Source organism: Streptomyces sp. L-9-10 (genome assembly GCF_004151105.1).
Classification (GTDB): Bacteria; Actinomycetota; Actinomycetes; order Streptomycetales; family Streptomycetaceae; genus Streptomyces.
Genome location: NZ_PHRF01000146.1, coordinates 113,912 through 133,754 on the forward strand (window position 1 = coordinate 113,912; position 19,843 = coordinate 133,754).

The following is a 19,843-nucleotide window of genomic DNA, read 5'->3' on the forward strand; positions in this document are numbered from 1 at the left end:
ACCGGCCGGTGGTCAGCGGGGTGCGCCGGCGTCCGGGGCCGTGGTGTCGGCGCAGGTGTCGGCCGGGCTCTTGTCCTTGGCGAGAAAGATGGTCTGCGCCATCATCCGGTACCCGGACATTTCCTCGCGCAGCGTTTCGATGGACTCCTCCGGGTGCACCGAGTCGATCACCGCGTTCGGGCCCACCGCGTTGAACTGGTGTGACACTCCTCGCGGTATCTGCATGTCCACCCAGGAGTTCGGCGGCACGATCACGTTGTGCCGGTCCCGGTGCACCCCGGCGGGCGTACCGGGCAGCGCGTCGGTGAAGGCGGTCAGCGGCCCGGTCCAACTCGGCGGCGCGGGGCGCACGGTGAGGGGCGACAGGCTCGAGACCCGGATCGTGGTCCCCGGACCGGTCATCATCCGCACGAAGCGCAGCCCGGTGTGCAGGTGCATGCGCGAGCAGAGGTCGCGTTCCGCGGTGTCGTAGAAGTCCATCAGATAGCGGTCGGCGAAGAAGCCCTCGAAGGGGGGCTCCAGCATGAACACGTGGCCTTCTTCGAACTCCTGCGCCTGCTTGAGCGCGCCGGCCGGGGCGGGGTGCTCCCGCTCCCCGTGGTGTGCCTCCCGGACCAGACCGGCGAGGGCGTCGACCACGGACAGCGCGACGTCCGGCGGCAGTCGCAGCACCGGGGTCAGCCGGTTGCGCCCGGGGTCCTGGTGCCGCCGGACGTCGAGGATCTCGTCCTCGTGGTCGGGAGACCGCTTCATGCGGCCGGTCGTCTCGGTGTCTCGGGTCATCCCGTCGCTCCAGTGGGTTCGTTCGGTGCGGAATCCGGCTGCCCTGCCCACAGGACGCCACCCAGATCATGTCGCCCGGCGCGCAGCACCGAACAGCCGGTGGTCGGGAAACCGCCCCGGCGCAGCCGGGCCAGGCGCGTCCAGCGATCGGTACGGCCGTCCTCGGCGGAACCGTCCAGGAAGGACATCAGGAGGCCCAGCGGCCAGGCGGGGTCGTCGGCCGCGGGGCCGTGCGGGAGTACGAGCAGCGAGCCGTCTCCGAAGCGGGCCTCGGTGCCCAGCGGTACCGGTGGCCCCTCGAACCCGTGGCGGGCCGCCACCTCCGCGGCGAGTTCGCCGTGCACCGCCAGGGGCCATTCGGTGAGCAGTGTCCGCCGCCACCGGGCCTTGGCCTGGGACAGCTCGGGGGCGTCCGCGCTGTGCCAGTGCTCGCGCAGGAAGTCGAAGGCGCCGAAGACGGCTTCCCCGTCATCGCGCGGGCGATCCCCGGCCCGCGAGGCCAGCACACGCAGGCCGGGATGCTCGGCCCCCGAGCGCAGCAGGGAGTGCGCGGTGGCCGCTGCGTAGCCCAGCAACCGTTCGTACCGGGCGGGGGCCAGCCGGCGCGCGACGAGGACCCGGCTCATGGCCTTGCGCCGGGGTTTGCCGGTGGACGTCGCCAGGAATCCGCCGAACTGGATCGCGGCCGGCCGCAGCGGCGTCCGCTCGTACAGTTCGCGTACGGCGGAGACAGGCTGTTCCGTGGCGATCAGCCCGATGTCCTGACCGAGCGTGGGTTCGCCCACCGCGACCGCCGCGAAGCGGCCGGACAGGCCCGCCCGGCGCCAGCCGTGTTCGAGGTCGAGCGGGTAGTGCTTCTCCCCGCCCCGGTTGATGCGCTCTCCGGCGCGGCCGCGCAGCACCAGCAGGCCGTCGCGCAGTTCGCCGAGGTCGCCGGTGCGCAGCCAGCCGTCGTCGGTGACCGTGGCGGCGGTCGCCCGGCCGTCCTGCCAGTAACCGGTCATGAGATCCGGCGTTCTGATCCACACCTCGCCGGATTCCAGGCGCAGTCCGGTGTCCGGCAGCGGCGCCCCGACCGGCGGCACGTGGTCCAGGTACTGCTCGCGGAAGCCGGCGTCGTCGAGCCGGGGCATGGTGAAGCTGAAGTTGACCGCCTCGGTCAGGCCGTAGCCCTGCCGGAGGCGTGGGCCGTACCGGCGGTGGAAGCGGCGGGCGAGATCGCTGCTCAGCGGGGCGGCCGCGGTGATCAGGTACTCCAGGCCGTCCGGCCAGTCGGGACCGGTCTCCAGCAGGTCCGCCAGCAGGGCGGGCACGATGGACGCGGTCCTGACTCCCGTGGCACTCAACGCGGCGAAGTAGGCGGCCGGGTCGAAGACGGCCTGAAGGGTCAGCGGCGCGCCGGTGAGGTGGGTGCCGAGCAGGGACATGACCAGTGCGTTGCAGTGGTACAGCGGGAGGCAGGTCCCGTGCGGACGGTCCGGTGTCAGTCCGTGCAGTGCCGCGGTCTTGGCCGCGTTGCCCAGTACCGCCCGCCGGCTGAGCATGACTCCCTTCTGCGGGCCGGTGGAGCCCGAGGTGAACATGATGAACGCGAGGCCGTCCGGGGCCGTGTCGCTGTCGAGGGCCGCGTTGGCGTCGGGCAGGCTGGTGCGGTGCAGCCCGTGGACGTCCACCAGGGCCGTCGCGGACACGCGTTCGGCGATGGCCGCCACCGCCCGGTCGGTGGAACGCGGGTGCAGCGGGACCGCGACGAGTCTCAGGTCGAAGCAGGCGAGCAGCGTGTCCGCGAGTTCGCGTCCGTTGGGCAGCCGGATCACCACCCGTGCGCCCACGGGCAGTTCGGCGAGGGCACCGGGACCGGTACGGATCAACGCAGCCTCCTCAGCAGGTCGCGGAGCAGGACTCCGACGTCGTCCACGTGCTGCGGCTGCATCACCCGGTGGTGGGCCGCGGAGGCGTGAGCGACGGTCAGGTCGCCCCCGGTGTGGGGCCGCCAGAGTTCGTGGTGGGGGACGCGGCGCGGCGTGCCCGCCGCCGCCTCGATGTACGTGGTGTCCCCCGGGTGGCGCGGTGGCCGGTAGGCCCGTGTGAGCCTGTCGTTGTGGCGCGACACCGTGATGAGGCGCCTGATGTCGTCCTCGGTGAACCGGGCGAACAGGCTCCCTTCGCGGCGCAGCAGTGACGCGACGGTGTCGAAGTCGAGGTCCGTCGCCGCGAAGCGCTCGTCGTCGAGACCGGCGGCCGTCAGCAGCACCCGGAAGACGCGCTGGTCGTCGATGGGCCGGTCCGGTCCGGTGGTGCCGCCGGCGACCGTGTCCACCAGGAACAGCGCTCCGGCCGGTTCGCCCAGTTCGTGCAGTCGGACGGCCATCGCGTGCGCCACCAGTCCGCCGAACGACCAGCCGACCAGGTGGTACGGGCCGCTGGGGCGGACCGCGCGCAGCAGGCCCACGTAACGCTCGGCCATCGCTTCGACGGAGTCGGGCAGATCGGCCACTCCCCCGGGGCCCTCGGCCTGGATGCCGTACACCGGGTGGTCCCGGTCGATGTGCCGCAGCAGACCCGAGTACAGCCAGCTGATCCCGCTGAGCGGATGGACGCAGAACACCGGTGCGGCCGGGCCGCCGGTGCGGAACGGCACCAGGTGCCCGGGTGCGCCGTCCGGCGACGCCCGGTCCAGGAGGCGGCTCAACGCGGCGGGGGTGGCCGCCTCGAAGACGTTCCGGATCGTCGGTTCCAGGCCGAGCACGGTCCGCACCCGGTCGGTCAGCCGCGCCGCCAGGAGCGAATGCCCGCCCAGTTCGAAGAAGTTGTCACCGGGGCCGACGCGGGGCAGGCCGAGCACCTCGGCGAAGAGTTCGCCCATCAGGTGCTCGCGCAGGTTCTCCGGCGGGACCACCTCGTCCTCGCCCCCGGGCGCCCAGTCCGGTTCGGGCAGCCGGTCGCGCAGCAGTTTTCCGTTGGCGCTCAGCGGAAGCCGGTCCAGCGCCAGCAGGCGGGCGGGCACCATGTGGTCCGGAAGATGCCGGGCCAGGTGCGCGCCCACCGAGGGCAGGTCGGCGTCGGCGGGTACGACGTATCCGACCAGCCGGCGGTCGTCGGCGTTCCGGTCGTGCACGGCCACCGCGGCGGCGTCGACGTCCTCGTGGCGGGCCAGTACGGCTTCGATCTCACCGAGCTCGACGCGATGACCGCGGATCTTCACCTGGTCGTCGGTCCGGCCGTGGAAGAGCAGCACCTCCCCCGCGGTCCACGACGCGAGATCGCCGGTGCGGTACATCCGGTTACCCGCGGAGCCGAAGGGGTCCGGGACGAATCGGGTCGCGGTCAGCGCCGGCCGGTGCAGATAGCCCGTGGCCACGCCCGCGCCGGCCACGTACAGTTCGCCGGTCACGCCCGGAGGTACCGGCCGCAGCCTGGCGTCGAGCACGTAGCACCGGGTGTTCCACAGCGGACGCCCGAGGGGCACCGTGGCGGTCGTCTCGCGGCCGACCGGGTGGGCGGTGGACCAGACCGTGGTCTCGGTCGGTCCGTAACAGGCCAGCAGTGACGCCGTGAGGCCGGTCAGTTCCGCGGCCAGCGGCGCGGGTACCGCTTCGCCGCCGATGACCGCGCGGATGTGGCGCAGCCGGTCCGGCCGCCGGGTCACCAGGGCCTGCCACAGCGACGGGGTCGCCTGCATCACGGTGACCCGGTGCCGGTCGAGCAGCGCGGACAGCTCGTCGGGTTCCCGCAGCGTGTCCTGGCCGGCGAGCACCATCGCCGCTCCGGTGACCAGTGGGAGGTACAGCTCGGGCTTGGACATGTCGAAGCCCGCGGGCGCGGCGGCCAGCACACGGTCGGCCGCACCGACCGCCAGCCGCTCGCGCAGGGCGAGCACCAGGTTCACCAGTGCGCTGTGGGGCACGACGACGCCCTTCGGCCGCCCGGTCGAACCCGAGGTGTAGGTCACGTACGCCGTGCCCTCCGGTACGAGCGCCGGCTGCCCGGGGCCGGCGGTGACCGTGAGCCCGCCGTCATCGCGTACCACCAGCGCGGGGCGGGCGTCCGCCAGGAGTGCCGCGATCCGTCGCGGTGGCAGTGCGGGGTCGAGGGGCAGACAGGCGGCGCCGGTCGACTGGACCGCGAGAAGGGCGGCGGGGAGGTCGGGGCCGCGCCGCAGCTCCAGTGCGACGAGGCTGCCAGGACCGGCCCCGCGGGCGCTGAGCTCGGCCGCGACGCGGTCCGCCCGCTCGGACAGCTCCCGGTAGGTGAGCACGGTCTCCCCGTGGTGGACGGCCGGTGCGTCGGGGGCGCGGAGCACGTGTGCCGCGAACAGTTCGGCCACCGTGGCCGCGGGCACGTCGTGGTCGGTGGCGTTCCGGCGCCCGGTCAGCTGCTCCCTCTCACCGGCGACGAGGATCGGCAGGTCGGAGATCAGGCGGTGCGGTTCCGCCGCGACCGCACGCAGCAGCCGTTCCAGCCGGGCGAGCAGCAGACGGGCGGAGGCGGGGGCGAACAGTTCGGTGTCGTACTCCAGCAGGCATTCGACACCGGCTTCGGCCCCGTTGTCCGCGTGGCGCTGGCGCAGGCTCCACAGCAGGTCCATGCGTGAGGCGCCGCCGTGGACGGCCACCGGCTCGGCCCGCAGCCGCGGCAGGTCGAACTCCACGGGCGGGGTGTCCTGGAAAGCCAGCATCACCTGGAACACGGGGTGGCTGGAGAGCGAGCGCGGCGGATTGACCGCCTCGACCACCTGCTCGAACGGCAGTTCCTGGTGGGCGAAGGCGTCGAGATCGGTGGTGCGGACCCGCTCCAGCAGTTCGGCGAACGTCGGGCCGCCGCCGAGGTCGGTGCGCAGCACCACGGTGTTGACGAAGCAGCCGACGGTGTGGTGCAGCGACGCGTCGTGCCGTCCGGCCACCGGGGTGCCGACGGAGATGTCCTCCCCGGCACCGAGCCGTGACAGCAGTACCGCGACCGCGGCGTGCACCACCATGAACAGGCTGGTCCCGGTGGACCGTGCGAGCCGGTTCAGCCGCGCGTGCAGCCCGGCGTCGAGGGTGAGGTCGACGGTCTCCCCGCGGTGGGCGGACACCGGCGGTCTGGCGTGGTCGGTCGGCAGCGGCAGTACCTCGGGGGCACCGCGCAGCGTTTCCGTCCAGTACGCGATCTCGGCACGGCGGTCGAGATCGCGCTGCCAGAGGGCGTAGTCCGCGTACTGCACGGGCCGGCTCGTCCACGACGGGGCCCGGTCCGTGAGGCGCGCCCGGTAGGCGGTGGACAGGTCGCGGGCCAGTGGGGCCAGTGACCAGCCGTCCGCGGCGATGTGGTGCAGCAGGATCAGCAGCACATGCCGCTCGGGGGCGGTCTCGCAGAGCAGGACCCGGACGGGGAGTTCGGTGCCGAGGTCGAAGACGTGTGCGGCGGCGTCGGCGAGCAGGCCGGGCAGCTCGCCCTCCGAGGCGGCCACTTCCTCGAACGGCGGCTCCTCCGCGGTGCGGATGTGCTGGCAGGGCTCGCCGTCGAGCTCGGTGACGGTGGTGCGCAGGCTCTCGTGCCGGTCGAGTACGTCGACGAGGGCCGCGCGAAGGTGCCTCACGGACAGCGGTCCGCTCAGCCGGACCGCGAAGGACATGTTGTAGACCGGGTTGGGGCCGGAGAGACGGCTGAAGAACCACAGTCGCCGCTGCGCGGCGGAGAGCGGGACCCGGTCCGGGCGGGCGGACGCGGCGATCCCGGCATGCGGTACGGCGGCCCGCTCCGGCAGGCGCACCGCCAGGTCGGCGACGACCGGGGCGTCGAACAGGGTGCGGATGCTCAGCTCGCAGCCGAGTTCCGCACGCAGCCGGTTGATCAGCCGGGTGGCCAGCAGCGAATGCCCGCCCAGGTCGAAGAAGCTGTCCTCCGCGCCGACCTCGGGGACCCCCAGTGTCTCGGCGAACAGCGCGCACAGGAGCCGTTCCCGCTCGTTCTCCGGCGGGCGGCTCACCGGCAGCGTGGACTCCGGTCTCGGCAGGGCCCGTCGGTCCAGCTTGCCGTTGCCGGTCAGCGGTATCCCGTCGACCGGCAGGATGAAGGAGGGGACCATGTGCGCGGGCAGGACCGTCCGGGCGTACGCGCGCAGTTCGGCCGCCGCCGGCTGCCTGCTCGTCACGACGTAGCCGAGCAGCCGGCCGCCATCGGCGTCCGCGTCGGCGAGCACCGCGGCGCGGTCCACGGCGGGGTGCCGTTCGAGGACCCGCTCGATCTCCCCGGGCTCGACCCGGTAGCCGCGGATCTTCACCTGCTGGTCCATCCGGCCCAGGTACTCCAGCGTGCCGTCGGGCCGGCGCCGCGCGAGGTCCCCGGAGCGGTACATCCGTTCGCCGGGCGCGCCGAAGGGATCGGCGACGAAACGACTCGCGGTGAGTCCGGGCCGTCCCAGATAACCCCGCGTCACCCCGGGGCCGGACACGTGGATCTCACCCGGGCAGCCCGGCGGGACGGGCCGCAGGGCGTGGTCCAGCAGGTGCAGTCGCACATCGGGCAGCGCGGTGCCGACGGTCCCGGCGGTCTCGTCGGGGTCGGTCAGCTCGGCGCAGGTCGAGTGCACGGTGGTCTCGGTGATCCCGTACATGTTGACGAGCACCGGCCGGCCGGGGCCGTGCCAGGAGCGGATGCGCGTCGGTTCCAGCTCCTCTCCGGCGAACACGACGACGCGCAGCGCGGGCAGATCCGGTGCCGTCTCCTCTTCGGCCCGCACGAGCTGGTAGAACGCCGACGGGGTCTGGCTCAGCGCGGTGACCCGCTCCCGGGCGAGCAGTTCCAGGAGTTCCCGTGGCGACCTGGCGACATCGTCCGGCACCACCACCAGGCGGCCCCCGCGGCCCAGCGCCGTCCACAGTTCCCACACCGACACGTCGAAGGCGTAGGAGTGGAACAGCGTGTGCACGTCGTCGTCACCGAAACCGAACCGGCCGTCGGCCACCGCGAGCAGCCGCCCGACGTTGTGGTGCGACACGACGACGCCCTTGGGGGCGCCGGTGGAGCCCGAGGTGTAGATCACGTAGGCGACGCCGCGGGGGTCCAGGGGCAGGCGGAGATCGTCCGCCGGGTACGCGGCGGCCGGATCGGTGCCGTCGAGCACGATCTGCGGACGGCGCGACGCGATCCGCGTGTTCGTCACGACGAGCACGGGGTCGGCGTCCGTCAGCGTCTGCCGTATCCGTTCCTCGGGATGGGCCGGGTCCAGGGGCAGGTAACCGGCCCCCGACTTCAGCACGGCCAGCACGGCGACCACGAGATCCGCGGACCGTTCCAGCGCCAGGGCCACCAGGCGTTCCGGTCCGGCGCCGCGCGCGATCAGGAGCCGCGCGAGGCGGTTCGCCCGCGCGTTGAGTTCCCCGTAGGAGAGGGTGGTGTCCCCCCAGGTGAGAGCCGGGGCCTCCGGCCGTCGGCGCACCTGTGCCTCGAACAGCGCGGGAAGCGCGACCGGGGCGGGGGCCGCTCCGGTGTCCGCCGGAATCTCCCGCTCGTCGGGCAGCAGCAGGTCGAGCTGCCCCAGTCGCGCCTCCGGGTGCGCGGTGATCCGGCGCAGCAGTACGCCGAGGCGGTCGAGCAGCCGCCGGGCTCCCTCCTCGTCGAGCAGGTCGGCGCTGTGGTCGAGGCGGAACCGCAGGCGGTCGCCCGGCATGGCGATCAGCGTGAGCGGGTAGTGCGTGCCGTCGCGCCCCTGGACGTCCCGGAGGTCCAGGCCGGGTACGAGCTGACGCAGTTCGTTCTCGTCGACCGGGTAGTTCTCGAACACCACGACGGTGTCGAACAGTTCGGCGTGCCCCGCGATCGACCGCAGTCGCGTCAGGTCGGCGTGCTGGTGGTCCAGCATGGACAGCTGCTGGGCCCGCAGTCCGGCGAGGGACTCGGTGACCGACCGGTACGGGTCGAGGCGGACCCGCACCGGGATGGTGTTGATCAGCAGGCCGACGATGTGCTCCGAACCGGGCAGCTCCGCCGGTCTGCCGGAGACCGTCGCGCCGAACACCACGTCGTCCCGTCCGGTCAGGGCGCCGAGCAGCACCGCCCACGCCAGCTGGACGACGACGTTGGCGGTCAGCCCGTGCCGGCGTGCCACGGCGCCGACGCGTGCGCTCGTGGCGTCGTCCAGCTCGGCGGTCAGCCGGTGGCGGGCCGCGGCCGAACCGCGCCGCCCGGCCCCGCCGACCAGTGTCGGACCGTCCACGGAGGACAGCAGCGCGCGCCAGGCGGCCTCGTCCGCGCGGGAGTCCCGGGTGGACAGCCAGTCGAGGAAGTCGCGGTACGGCGTCGCGGGCGGGAGTGTGCGGCCGGCGTAGAGCGAGAACAGCTCCCTGATCAGGATCGGCATCGACCAGCCGTCCAGCAGGAGGTGGTGCGTGGTCAGTACGAAGGTGTGCCGCTCGTCGGCCCTGTGTTGCAGGGCCCCGCGGACCAGTGGGGGGTCGGCGAGGTCGAACCGCCTTCTGCGGTCGGTGTCGAGGAAGCGTTCGAGGTCCTCGTGCGCGGGTATCTCCTGCCATTCCACGGTGGAGCCGGGGACGACCACCTGGACGGGACGTCCCGACGGGCTGTGCCGGACACCGGCGGAGAGCTGGGGGTGGCGCAGCAGCAGGCGGTGGAGTGCGTCGCGCAGCAGGGCGCGGTCCAGTGGTCCGCCGAGTTCGAAGACGAACTGGACGAGGTAGGGGTCGGCGCCGTCGTGGTCGTAGAGCGAGTGGAACAGCAGTCCCTGCGCCAGCGGGGGCAGCGGCAGTTCGCCGGTCGTCCGGGCGCGGCCCCGGTGCGCCAGCGCCGCCAGCACGTCGGACCACTGCCGCGCGAGCCCGGCGACCCGCGCCTCGTCGAGCAGTCCGCCCGGCCAGGACCAGTTCGCGACCAGTCGGGGGCCGTCGGGGTGGTCGGCGAGCACCACGTCCAGTTCCACGGGGTGGCTCATCGCCGGCCCGCCGCCGGTGGGGGCACCGATGACCGTGGCGTCGGCACCGGCCGCGGCGTCGGCCCTCACCGCCCAGTCGCCGCCACCGCCGACGTCGAAACGGCCCAGGTAGTTGAAGGCGAACTGCGGTGACGGCCGGGCGGCCAGCGCCGGTGCGCTCTGCGGGTTGAGGTGGCGCAGCAGACCGTAGGCCAGTCCGGCGCGCGGGGCGTCCCGTACACAGGCCCGGACCATGGCCACCGCACCGTCGAGTTCGGCCGGATGCGTCCGCGCGTCGGCCCAGGAGCAGCCCGGGTCGAGCACCACGGGGAACAGGGTGGTGAACCAGCCGACGGTGCGGGACAGGTCCAGGCCGTCGGCGAACTCCTCGCGGCCGTGGCCTTCGAGGTCCACCAGCAGCGCGTCCGGTCCGTCCCGCCAGTCGGCGGCGGCCAGGGCGAACGCGGTCAGCAGCAGTTCGTGCACCGAGCAGCCGAAGGCCGCGGTCGCGTCGGTCACCAGGCGCGCGGTGAGCGTGCCTGGCAGGGTGACGGAGTGCCGGCGCCGGGTGTCCTCGGTGTCCACCGCGGCGTCCAGCGCGCGGTCGGCGACGGGGGGATCGTCGGGCGTCTCCCGCCATCGGGGGAACGCGTCGAGCACGGACGTGTGGTGGGCGTACCGGGCCAGTGCCCGCGCCCATTGCGGGAAGGAGGTTCCCGTCGGTTGCAGCCGCGGTGTCCGCCCGTGCCGGACGGCTTCCCAAGCGGCCCGGAGGTCTTCCCGGATGATGCGCCAGGAGACGCCGTCGACACCGAGGTGGTGCGCGGTGAGGGTCAGCTCGCCCGGTTCCGCCGGTCCGGCGTCCCGCCAGCTCGCGTGCACCACCCGCCCGTCCTCCGGGGTGAGTGCCGTATCCGGCCGGTTCAGCTCGACCGCGACGTGGGGCAGCACCTCCAGAGCCCACAGTCCGCCCACCGTGGTGAGCGAAAACCGCAGCATGCCGTGGTGGTCGACCAGGGCCTGCACCACCGCGCGCATCCGCGCCTCGGTCATGCCCGCCGGAGTGCGCACGGTCAGGGACTGCACGAAGCCGTCGATCGGGCCGCCGCGTTCGCGCAGCCAGTGCATGATGGGCGTCAGCGGGACGGTGGGATCCTCCGCGTCGCCCGGCGTGACCCGGGGCCCGGGGCCCGGCCCGGCCTGGACGCCGGCGGCGAGGGCCGAGACGGTGGGCGTGCGGAACACGTCGGGGGTGCTGATGGCCAGACCGGCCCGCCGTGCCGCTCCGGCGAGCTGGATCGCCTTGATGCTGTCGCCGCCGAGCCGGAAGAAGTCCTGGTCGAGCGGAACGCTCTCCAGGCCGAGGATCTCGCCGAACAGCTCGGCCAGCCGGTGTTCCACGGGGGTGCGAGGAGCATCGGCGGCCTCCGTGCTCCCGGTGTCCGGAGCGGGCAGCGCGGCCCGGTCGAGCTTGCCGTTGCCGGTCAGCGGCAGCCGGTCCATCCGCACCACGGCCGAAGGCGCCATGTACGGGGGCAGCCGGCCCGCCACGCTGCCGAGCAGTGCCGCCGTGTCGCCCGAGGCCGCCACGTAGGAGACCAGCCGCCGCACCCCCGGCCGGTCCTCGCGCAGGATGGTCGCGGCCTGCCGCACGCCGGGCTCGGCCAGCAGCGCGGCGTCGATCTCGCCGAGTTCGATCCGGAAGCCGCGGAGTTTGATCTGTCCGTCGGCGCGTCCGGCGAACTCCAGCCGTCCGTCGCGGTTCCAGCGGGCCAGGTCGCCCGTGCGGTAGACGCGGGCGCCGGGCGGGCCGGACGGATCGGCCACGAAGCGCTCGGCGGTCGCGGCCGCGCGTCCGAGATAGCCGCGTGCGACCCCGGCGCCCCCGAGGTACAACTCCCCCACCACGCCGGGCGGTACGGGCCGCAGCGCGTCGTCGAGCAGCAGCACCCGCTTGCCGTCCAGCGGTGCGCCGATGGGGACCGTGCCGGTGTCCTCGGGCACGTCCTCGACGGCGAACCTGGTCGCGAAGACCGTGGTCTCGGTGGGTCCGTACCCGTTGACGACGGTCAGTTCCGGCAGCGCGGACCGTACGGCGCGCACCGCCGCGGGCGACACCACGTCGCCGCCGGTCCAGATCTGGCGCAGTCCGGCCAGGCAGGCGGGGTCCTCGGTGGCGATGGCGTTGAACAGCCCGGCGGTCAGCCACAGTCCGGTGATGCCGGTGACGGCCGTGATCCGGGACAGTCCGGCGGGGTCCAGCCGGCCCGGCGGGGCCACGATCACCTCACCGCCGGTCAGCAGTGGCACCCACAGTTCCAGGTTGAACGCGTCGAAGGCGTGCGGGGAGTGCAGCAGCACCCGGTCCGCGCCGCCTTCGGACCACCACCGGTCGGCGGCGAGCCCGGCGAGATCGCCCTGGGTGATCGCGACGCCCTTGGGCCGTCCCGTGGAGCCGGACGTGAACATGACGGACGCCGTCGTGTCCGGCGTGACCCGTGGCCGCGCGTCCCCGGTACCCGACGCGCGTACGTCGAGCCGGCGCACACCGCGGTCAGCGGCCGACGCGACGATCCGGTCCTCCGCGGTCGTGTGGTCGGTGAGCAGCAGCCGGGCTCCCGCGTCGGACAGGACCGCGTCCTGCCGGGCGAGCGCGTCGTCGCGTTGCAGGGGCACGTAGGCCGCGCCGGCCTTCACTACGCCGAGCGCCGCGACGACCAGGTCCACCGACCGTTCCAGCAGCAGCGCGACGGTGTGCTCGGGGCCCGCGCCGGCCGAGGCGATCGCGGCGGCCAGCGCCGAACTGCGCAGGTCCAGTTCGCGGTAGGTCAGCCGCTCACCGGTCTCGGCCGACCGCACCGCGAACGCGTCGGGCGAGCGGCGTACCTGTTCGGCGAACCGCCCCGCGGCCGTGCCGGTGGACGAGGACGGCGTACGGTCGCCCGTGCCCAAAGCCGCGCTGTGCCGGCGTTCCCTCGCGGTGGTCGCGGCGATCCGGGCCACGGGTGTGTCCCTGTCCGCCTCGGCCACCTGCCACAGCACGTGCAGGAAGCGGTCGGCGACGTCACGCAGCAACTCCTCGCTGTGATTGGCGGGATTGGCGTCGAAGTCCAGGCGCAGCCCTCCGTCGCCGCGGTCGTAGGCGACGATCGAGAGGTCCTCCGACGGCGGTGCCTGGAGGTTGTGGACGCTCGCCTTCGTCGGGCCGAACCGCAGCGGCCGGTCGAACCGCTGGATGTTGAGAACGGGCCCGAAGAACCTCCGGCCGTCCTCGGGACAGCCCAGCTCCCGGCGCAGGCGCTCGCCCCGGTAGCGCTGGTGACGGAGCGTCAGCCGCAGCTCGTCGGCGATCTGGGCGATCAGCCCGCCGACGGTGTCCGCCGGATCGGTGTGCAACCGCAGCGGGAGGACGTTGGCCGACATCGCGGGCACGGTACGGGCGAGTTCGGCCGGGCGGCCGGCGACCGGAAGGCTCAGTACGACATCTCGGCTCCCGGTCACCGCGTGCAGGTGGATCGCGGTCACGGCGGTGAGCAGCCGGGTCCAGCGGTGCCCGAGCCGTTGCGCGCCGGCGCGCAGCCCGGTGAACTCCTCCGCCGACAACCGTCTGGTCAGCCGCAGTGAACGGTCCGCGGCCGGGGCCGGACGGGTACCGAGGCTCAGGAAGTCCGGCCGTCCGGCCATCCGCTCCAGCCACCAGTCCCGGTCCGCGGTGCGTTCTGCGGCTTCCCGGTAGGCGGCCTCGGCGTGCACGAGGCGGCCGAGTCCGCTCCAGCCGCTTTCGGGAACAGCGCGCCCCTCGTACAGACAGGTGTAGACGTCGGCGACGCGTTCGGCGAACAGCGCCATGCCCGCGCCGTCGAGAGCGATGTGGTGGACCCGGTGGAACACCAGCGTGCGGTCGTCGGTGACGCGCAGTACGGCCCCCAGGAACAACGGGCCGTCGTCGCTGCCGCCGGCCGCGTCCATGCTCGCCCGCATCCACTCCACGGCCGCGGCCTCCTGGCCGGACGTCGCCCGGAGGTCGATCACGTCGATGAGGTGCTCCGGGACCGGGAAAAGCCGTTGTCCGGGCGAAGCGGACGTTGATTCGGTGATGCGGACGTTGATCGCCTCGCAGTCCGCCGCGGCTCTACCGACCGCGGCGGCCAGGAGACCGGCGTCGACGGTCCCGTCCAGGACGAGATACTCCGCCCACTGATAGGCGCCGGGCCGGCCGAGTCCGGCGCGCTCTGCGAGCCAGACCCCCAACTGGGCATCGGAAAGTTGCAGTTCAGGGCCGTTTTCGGGCATGAGACGAACATCCCCATCGGTCATGCTGGCTTGGTGTCGGCAACTGCCGTCGGACGCGGCCGGATTGATCTCGGGAGTCGACCACTCCATAGAAACAGCAGGCCATGAAACAGTAAAGGACGGGTAATATGATCCATCTCACGATTACGTGAGGCCGCGTCAGAAAACCTGGTGCGCAAAGCACGGAGACGCGAAGAGCGTTTCCTGGAGCAGGATTTCCCGGAGAGGGCCCGTGGTGTCCAGCCGGCCGAAACGGTCCGGGTGTCGAGATAAAGACCGCGCATGGCCGGATCGCCGCCCCGGGCCTGGCGGGATCTGGTGTGCGACGCGGCGGAACACCGGCGGGGCTCTCGACCACCGACCGGCGTCCAGGTGTCCTCCGGACGCGGCCCTGGCCGCGGACCATGCGGGCCGCGACAGAATTCACAGAGGCGTGGCGCGGTCGACGCGATAGAATTTCGGTGGAATCCGGAGAAGAATTCAGGCAGAAGACTTTGCGCGACCCAAGGGAACTTTATGCCGCTCTTCACCATCACGATGCGTTCCGGGAGGACGGTGGCAGAGAAGAACGCGATATCCGCCGCCATCCATGAAGCAAGCGTCAGTGCCGGTTATCCCGAGGACGATCACTTCCAGAGGTTCATCTCTTCGGAAGAAGCCGACCTTCGCATCAGCCCTCGCTACCCCGACCTGCCCGAGCCTCGCAGCGAGCACGTCCTGATGATCGAGGCCGTGTTGTCGTCGGGGACCGAGAAGGAGAGGAAGCGCTTGCTCCTCTCCGCGATCGTGACTCACCTACAGGCGGCAGGAACCGATCCGAACGACGTCATGGTCTTCTTCGGCGAGTTCGACCGCGCCAACAGTTCCTTCGGCGGCGGCCGTTTCGCCCTGCCTGTCGGCGTCCGGCCGAAAAAGTAAGGCCCACCGCCGGAAACGCGTGCGTCTCAACCGACGCCGTGGAGGAATGAGGTCACCACGAGGTCCGCGGCCGGGCCCGGTTCGATGTCGACGAACACATGGGCCATGTTGTCGACCAGGGTGCCCAGCAGCGCCATCGCCCATCCGGGAGGCAGGTCCTGCCGGATCAGTCCCTCGTCGGCCGCTCGCCGCAGAAACACCGCCAGCCGTGCGCGCTGCCCCTCGGCTCGCCGTTCGGCCTCGGGCTCCTCCTTCATCATCCGGCGAATGTCCAACGGCCAGCGCCGACTGACCGGGATGATCAACTCGACGTACCGGTGCAGCGCGATCGCCACCGGTGCTCCGGTCAGGCGTGCCGCATCGAGGACCACCTCGGAGGCGTCGAGCTTCGCCGCGTAGACGGCGGACAGAAGCGCCTCCCTGTTCGCGAACCGGCGGTAGACCGTGCGCCGATCGACCCCCGCCTCCGCGGCGATCGCGGCCATGGTCGTCGCCGGGTCCTGTGCGAGCAGCCGCGCCCCTGTGTGCAGGACCGCGTCCAGGTTGCGAGCCGCGTCGGCTCTCATGTCAGCGAGCACCTTCCGTAGGTCCAGGACACCTCTGGACGCGCCGCCCGGAAGCGCGTCCATGGAGACAGTCGGCGGTCAACCACTTGCCTCCGCCCCACTATAGGGCACACGAAAATCGCACCTCTTGCCTTAACTGTCACACCGACGTAGCGTTTAAGGCGGAGGTGGCACCTGGCCGCTCGGAGGTCGCCCGCGTGGCCCGCCCCGACCACAACAGGCCATGGCCCCCACCTGCCGGACCACAGGACCACAGGAGCGACCCGCTCTCCGGACCAGAAAGAAGACAGCCGCATGATCGTGCACGACAAGCTCTACATCGGCGGTGTCTGGACCGACCCGAGTGACACCACCCGGCTCGACATCCGCTCCCCCCACGACCGGTCGCTCGTCGGCCGGTCCGTCCAGGCTCTCCCGGCCGATATCGACCGCGCGGTCGCGGCGGCGCGACGGGCGTTCGACGAGGGCCCCTGGGGACAGACGACCCCGCGGCGGCGTCAGGACCTGATCGTCCGCCTCAACCAGCTCCGCGAGGCGCGCGGCGACGAGATCGCCGCGCTGATCACCACCGAGCGCGGCAATCCGCTGTGGTTCAACAAGGCAGGCCAGGGCGGACTGACACGACAGGCCCTCGGCTACCTCAAAGGCGCCCGTGAGTTCGGCTGGGAGGAGGAACTCGACTCCTCCGTCCCCGACGCCGCCTTCCGCAGCGTCGTACGACGCGAGGCCATCGGAGTCGTCGCCGCCGTCATTCCGTGGAACTCACCGTTCTCGGCGGCGCTGGCGAAGCTGATCCCGGCGCTGCTCGCCGGCAACACCGTGGTCCTGAAGGCCTCGCCCGAGAACTCCCTGAGCATGATGCTGCTGGCCGGCCTCTTCGACGAACTGGGACTTCCCGAGGGGGTGGTGAGCATCCTGCCGGCCGGCCGTGAGACCAGCGAGTACCTGGTCGCACACCCCGGCATCGACAAGGTGGCGTTCACCGGCTCCACCGGCGCCGGGCGCGACATCGCCGCCGTCGCCGGCCGGCAGCTCAAGCGGGTCAGCCTGGAACTGGGCGGTAAGTCCGCGGCGATCATCCTGCCCGACGCGGACCTGAACGAGGCCGTGCCCGCGTTGCGGTTCTCCTCGCTCGGCAACAACGGCGAGGCGTGCATCGCGCAGACCCGGGTACTGGCGCCGCGCAGCCGCTACGAGGAGGTGGTGACCGCCCTCAAGGACCTGCTGGAGGGTCTGAAGGTCGGCGACCCGTCCGAGGAGGACACCTTCATCGGTCCGCTCGTCCGCGCCGAACAGCAGGAGCGTGTGCGGTCCTACATCCGGCTGGGCGTCGAGGAAGGCGCCCGCCTGGTCACCGGCGGACCCGAGTCCCCGGCCGGTCTGGAACAGGGCAACTACGTCAAGCCGACCCTGTTCGCCGACGTCGACAACAGTATGCGGATCGCGCGCGAGGAGATCTTCGGTCCTGTCCTGGTGGTGATCCCCTTCGAGGACGAGGACGACGCCGTCCGCATCGCGAACGACTCCGCGTACGGCCTCAGCGGCGGCGTGTGGACGGCCGACCTGGAGCGCGGCCTCGGGATAGCCCGCCGGATCCGTACCGGCACCTTCACGGTCAACGGCGCACCCATCGGGTTCGACGGCCCGTTCGGCGGTTACAAGACCAGCGGCACCGGACGCGAGTACGGAGCGGTCGGCCTGGCCGAGTACGTCGAGCACAAGACGATCACGATCCCGGCGAACGGCACGAAGGAAACCTCGTGACGCGAAGCGCACGGTCCCCCGGGCCTATGCGCTGCGCATGACCGCCGCCGTGCGCGACGCGTCGTAGTCCGCCGGCACTCCCTCCAGGAAGACCAGTTCGCCGGGGATGTGATCGGCGCGCAGAGGCAGGATCTCCTGGTAGGCGGGGGACGCGTACCAGTCGTGGGCGTGCGCCAAGTCGGGGAACCCGACCACGACCAGGTCGCCGAGCCGCTCCCCCTCCACCCACTCGCCGGGCTTGCCGTGCGAGAGGAAGCGCCCACCGTACGGCTCGAAGGTGCCCTGCACGCGCTCGATGTACTCCAGCACGTCGGGGTGCACCGGCGGCGTGGGGCGCAGAACGGCTATGGCGTAGGCGGTCATGGACGAGCCCTCCTCGGGATCCGGCGGATACGGGGGATCCTGCCGGAGCCCGGGGAGGGCGTCGATTACCCGTCTGGTAAAGCCGCGCTGCTCAGATCGTCGCCGCGGCTCAGATCGTCGCTGTGTCGATCACGAAGCGGTAGCGCACGTCCGAGGCGAGCACCCGCTCGTACGCCTCGTTGATCTGGCTCGCCTCGATCAGCTCGATCTCGGCACCGAGGCTGTGCTCGGCACAGAAGTCGAGCATCTCCTGGGTCTCGGCGATCCCGCCGATCGCCGAACCGGCGAGGGTCTTGTTGCCGCCGATCAAGGAGAACAGGTTCAGGGCGACGGGCTCCTCGGGAGCGCCGACGTTCACCAGGGCGCCGCCTGTCTTCAGCAGACTCAGGTACGCGCCGAAGTCCATAGGCGCCGACACCGTGGAGAGGATGATGTCGAAGGCACCGGCCAGGTTCTCGAAGGTGGCCGGGTCGCTGGTGGCGAAGTAGTGGTCGGCGCCCAGCTTCAGGCCGTCGTCCTTCTTGCGCAGCGACTGGGAGAGGACCGTGACCTCGGCGCCGAGGGCGTGCGCGATCTTGACGGCCATGTGGCCGAGACCGCCCAGGCCGATCACGGCGACCTTCTTGCCAGGCGCCGCGCCCCAGTGCTTGAGCGGGGAGTACGTGGTGATGCCGGCGCAGAGCAGCGGCGCGGCCACGTCCAGTGACAGCCCGTCCGGAATGCGGACGGTGAAGTTCTCGTCGACGACGACCTTCTGTGAGTAGCCGCCGTAGGTGGGCTCGCCGTCGTGGCCGACGCCGTTGTACGTGGCGACGTTGCCGCGCAGGCAGTGCTGCTCCTGCCCGGCCTTGCAGTTCTCGCACTCGCGGCAGGAGTCGACCATGCAGCCGACGCCGACCCGGTCGCCGACCTTGAATTTCGTCACGCCGGAGCCGACCTCGGCGACGACGCCGGCGATCTCGTGACCGGGCACCATCGGGAAGATGGCCTCGCCCCAGCCCTCGCGGGCCTGGTGGATGTCGGAGTGGCAGATGCCGGCGAACTCGATGTCGATCAGAACGTCGGACTCGCCGACCGTCCGGCGCTCGATGGTGGTGCGCTCCAGCGGCGCCTTGGCGCTGGAGGCGGCATATGCGGCAACAGTCGTGGTCATGTCCTCCAGGATGCCTCTGCGCGCCCTGTTCACCCAGGTCACCGCTTTGCGTACGTCCAGTGGTCCTACTACTGACGGGGTCAGCCTCCTGGTCGTACGACCGGGAATACTTGAGGGCATGGACGACACCCCCGCCATGGACGACACTCCCGCCCCGGACGACGGACAGACAACCCTCGCCGACGGCCTCGACCGCCGGGCCGAGCTCAGCGAATTCCTGCGCACCCGGCGGGCCCGACTCAAGCCGGAAGACGTGGGAATCCCCGCGCACGGGCGGCACAGGCGTGTACCGGGGCTGCGGCGCGAGGAGCTGGCACAGCTGGCCGGGGTCTCGGTGGCCTACTACACACGCCTGGAACAGGGCAATGGGCGCAATGTGTCGGCGGAGGTGCTCGACTCGATCGCGCGCGCCCTGCGCCTGACCGACACCGAGCACGCGCACCTCACCCACCTCGCCAAGCCGAAGCAGCAGCGCAGGAAGTACCGGACGCCCAAGCGGCAGCAGGTGCGGGTGGCCCTGCACCAGCTGCTGGAGTCGATGGAGGGCGTGCCCGCGTACATCGGCGGGGCACGCTCGGAGATCCTTGCCTGGAACCGCATGGCGGCGGCGCTGTTCGGCGACTGGGGCAGGCTGCCGCCCACGGAGCGCAACTGGGCACGGCTGACCTTCCTCTCCCCCGACTACCGCGAACTGTTCCTGGACTGGGACTCCAAAGCGTCCGACATGGTCAGCTATCTGCGGCTGTACGCGGGCCAGCACCCCGAGGACCCGGACCTGTCGGCGCTCGTGGGTGAACTCTCCGTCAAGAGCGAGGAGTTCAGGCGGCTGTGGGCCACGCACGACGTGAAGGAGAAGGGCCACGGCACGAAGCGGATGCGGCATCCGCTGGTCGGCGACCTCACCCTCGCGTACGAGACGCTGCATCTCCCCGACGACGACGAACAGTTCCTGTGCGTGTACCACGCGGAGCCGGGTTCCCCTTCGGCGGAGGCTCTGCGCCTCCTCGCGAGCTGGGGTACGGACACGGTCCGGGCGGACAGCCGGACATCACACCCCTGAAACCCCGCGGTGCGGTCCCGGGGGAGCAGCGG

9 protein-coding genes are annotated in these 19,843 nt (G+C 71.9%); 3 read left to right on the top strand and 6 right to left on the bottom strand.

Annotated features, from left to right (window positions below; translation table 11 throughout):
• Positions 1–12: 12 nt before the first annotated feature.
• From CU044_RS30995 to CU044_RS31005, 3 genes are read right to left on the bottom strand one after another with little or no spacing between them, the layout of a single operon-like run.
• Positions 13–783 (bottom strand): hypothetical protein, encoded by a 771-nt coding sequence (locus CU044_RS30995; protein ID WP_240045960.1) that lies wholly within the window; start codon positions 781–783, stop codon positions 13–15.
• The gene (locus CU044_RS31000) at positions 780–2,654 is read right to left on the bottom strand and encodes a class I adenylate-forming enzyme family protein (RefSeq protein ID WP_205124125.1); all 1,875 of its coding nucleotides are present in this window, start codon (positions 2,652–2,654) and stop codon (positions 780–782) included. Before CU044_RS31000 ends, CU044_RS30995 begins: the two co-directional genes overlap by 4 nt.
• On the bottom strand, positions 2,651–13,987 hold the full coding sequence (locus CU044_RS31005) for a non-ribosomal peptide synthetase (RefSeq protein WP_165372017.1): 11,337 nt from the start codon (positions 13,985–13,987) through the stop codon (positions 2,651–2,653). Before CU044_RS31005 ends, CU044_RS31000 begins: the two co-directional genes overlap by 4 nt.
• 516 nt (positions 13,988–14,503) lie before the next feature.
• Between CU044_RS31005 and CU044_RS38880 the strand changes: the two genes are divergently transcribed.
• Positions 14,504–14,905 carry a tautomerase family protein gene (locus tag CU044_RS38880; protein WP_165372018.1) on the top strand — a complete coding sequence of 134 codons (402 nt, stop codon included), beginning with the start codon at positions 14,504–14,506 and terminating at the stop codon, positions 14,903–14,905.
• A 26-nt stretch (positions 14,906–14,931) separates the two neighbouring features.
• On the opposite strand, the gene CU044_RS31015 is transcribed toward CU044_RS38880, so the two are convergent.
• On the bottom strand, positions 14,932–15,471 hold the full coding sequence (locus CU044_RS31015) for a TetR/AcrR family transcriptional regulator (RefSeq protein WP_129772055.1): 540 nt from the start codon (positions 15,469–15,471) through the stop codon (positions 14,932–14,934).
• 294 nt (positions 15,472–15,765) lie between these two features.
• Here CU044_RS31015 and CU044_RS31020 point away from each other — a divergent pair, with 294 nt between their 5' ends.
• Positions 15,766–17,235: an aldehyde dehydrogenase gene (locus tag CU044_RS31020; protein WP_129772056.1), complete on the top strand. Its 1,470-nt coding sequence runs from the start codon at positions 15,766–15,768 to the stop codon at positions 17,233–17,235.
• Positions 17,236–17,259: 24 nt separating this feature from the next.
• Here CU044_RS31020 and CU044_RS31025 read toward each other — a convergent pair whose 3' ends face one another.
• Together CU044_RS31025 and CU044_RS31030 are read right to left on the bottom strand one after the other, a co-directional pair.
• Entirely contained in the window at positions 17,260–17,598 is a 339-nt protein-coding gene (locus CU044_RS31025; protein WP_129772057.1) for a DUF1330 domain-containing protein, read from the bottom strand.
• 109 nt (positions 17,599–17,707) lie between these two features.
• Positions 17,708–18,751: an NAD(P)-dependent alcohol dehydrogenase gene (locus CU044_RS31030; RefSeq protein ID WP_129772058.1), complete on the bottom strand. Its 1,044-nt coding sequence runs from the start codon at positions 18,749–18,751 to the stop codon at positions 17,708–17,710.
• A 136-nt stretch (positions 18,752–18,887) separates the two neighbouring features.
• On the opposite strand from CU044_RS31030, the gene CU044_RS31035 reads away from it, so the two are divergent.
• Complete coding sequence (locus CU044_RS31035; protein ID WP_129772107.1) at positions 18,888–19,811, top strand: helix-turn-helix transcriptional regulator; 924 nt, start codon at positions 18,888–18,890, stop codon at positions 19,809–19,811.
• The last annotated feature ends 32 nt before the right edge of the window (positions 19,812–19,843 follow it).

Bases quoted from the DNA above. Each gene is read 5' to 3' on its own strand.
- CU044_RS31035 (WP_129772107.1), top strand. From the start codon at position 18,888: ATGGACGACACTCCCGCCCCGGACGACGGACAGACAACCCTCGCCGAC.
- CU044_RS31020 (WP_129772056.1), top strand. From the start codon at position 15,766: ATGATCGTGCACGACAAGCTCTACATCGGCGGTGTCTGGACCGACCCG.
- CU044_RS31015 (WP_129772055.1), bottom strand. From the start codon at position 15,471: ATGAGAGCCGACGCGGCTCGCAACCTGGACGCGGTCCTGCACACAGGG.
- CU044_RS31005 (WP_165372017.1), bottom strand. From the start codon at position 13,987: ATGCCCGAAAACGGCCCTGAACTGCAACTTTCCGATGCCCAGTTGGGG.
- CU044_RS31025 (WP_129772057.1), bottom strand. From the start codon at position 17,598: ATGACCGCCTACGCCATAGCCGTTCTGCGCCCCACGCCGCCGGTGCAC.
- CU044_RS31030 (WP_129772058.1), bottom strand. From the start codon at position 18,751: ATGACCACGACTGTTGCCGCATATGCCGCCTCCAGCGCCAAGGCGCCG.
- CU044_RS30995 (WP_240045960.1), bottom strand. From the start codon at position 783: ATGACCCGAGACACCGAGACGACCGGCCGCATGAAGCGGTCTCCCGAC.
- CU044_RS38880 (WP_165372018.1), top strand. From the start codon at position 14,504: ATGCCGCTCTTCACCATCACGATGCGTTCCGGGAGGACGGTGGCAGAG.